Annotated in this window: 1 pseudogene; it reads left to right on the plus strand. The window is 69.3% G+C overall.

What is annotated here, in order from left to right:
* Window positions 1-490: 490 nt before the first annotated feature.
* A pseudogene (locus tag CCN51_RS55530) lies at window positions 491-988 on the plus strand (zinc ribbon domain-containing protein); the annotation flags it as partial.

Genomic DNA, 988 nt, shown 5'->3' on the forward strand with positions numbered 1-988 from the left:
GCCCGGTCCATGGACCGGGCCCCTCGCTTCCCCCTCCGCAAGGCTTCCTCGTATTCCCCGGATTCCCCCCCCCGGAATCCCTCCCCAGGAAGCCTGACGCCACATACGACCCGCGTGAAGCCGGAAGGGTTGCACGATTTTCTGGAGTTATCAATCCGTGACGTCTCGTCAATCACGTGATCCGCGGCCGGGGTCCGCACACTGACCGGAACGACCCCCTCCAGTGACCGGAAACCGTCTATGACCTGGCCCGCAGGGCAACGTGATGCGAATATTTCACCAGGTGGGGATTTATTGTTCCGGACCGCGAACCGGGCCGGCCGCGGCCCCGCCTTTCGTCCCGCTGTCAGGCAACGGGCCCACCCTGCGCGTCCCCCCTGTTGGCGGCCGGAACGGGAGGGTGTCCGATGACGACGATCGACACGCGCACGACCCATGTTGTCCCTCTGGATCATCCCCTTGCACGGCAGCCCGCCGCCACCGTACGGCGGTGGCTTTCGACTGGGGACTGAACACCCTGCTCACCGGCGGCACCCTCCACCTCACCGACGAGGCGCAGCCGAGGGTTGTGACCGACGGGCACCCACTGTACTTCCGTGCGGCCGGGGTGCTGGCCAAGGCCGACCGGCTGCGCATCCTGAGTGAGCACATCGGCGCCCGCATCGACCGCCTGCGCGTCCTGATCACCTCACGGCAGGAGCGCGGCCGGCGCCCGAGCCCGCTGCTGCTGGCCAAGCTCGCCGTCCTTCAGGCCGAGCGGGAGCGCGTCGCAAGGCGCCGTACCCGGCTGAACGCGGCGCTCGCCAAGGCCGCCGCCCGCTTCATGACCGACCATGCGATCGCCGCCGGGGCCCGGGTCATCTACTTCGAAGACCTGCGCGACATCCAGGCACGCGGCAAGGGCCGCACACTCAACACCCGCCTGTCCCAGACCGTGCGCGGCGCCATCGTCACCCACCTGCGCCACCAGGCCGCCGCCCACGGCATC

It is taken from the genome of Streptomyces milbemycinicus, assembly GCF_002154605.1.
Taxonomy (GTDB): domain Bacteria; phylum Actinomycetota; class Actinomycetes; order Streptomycetales; family Streptomycetaceae; genus Streptomyces; species Streptomyces milbemycinicus.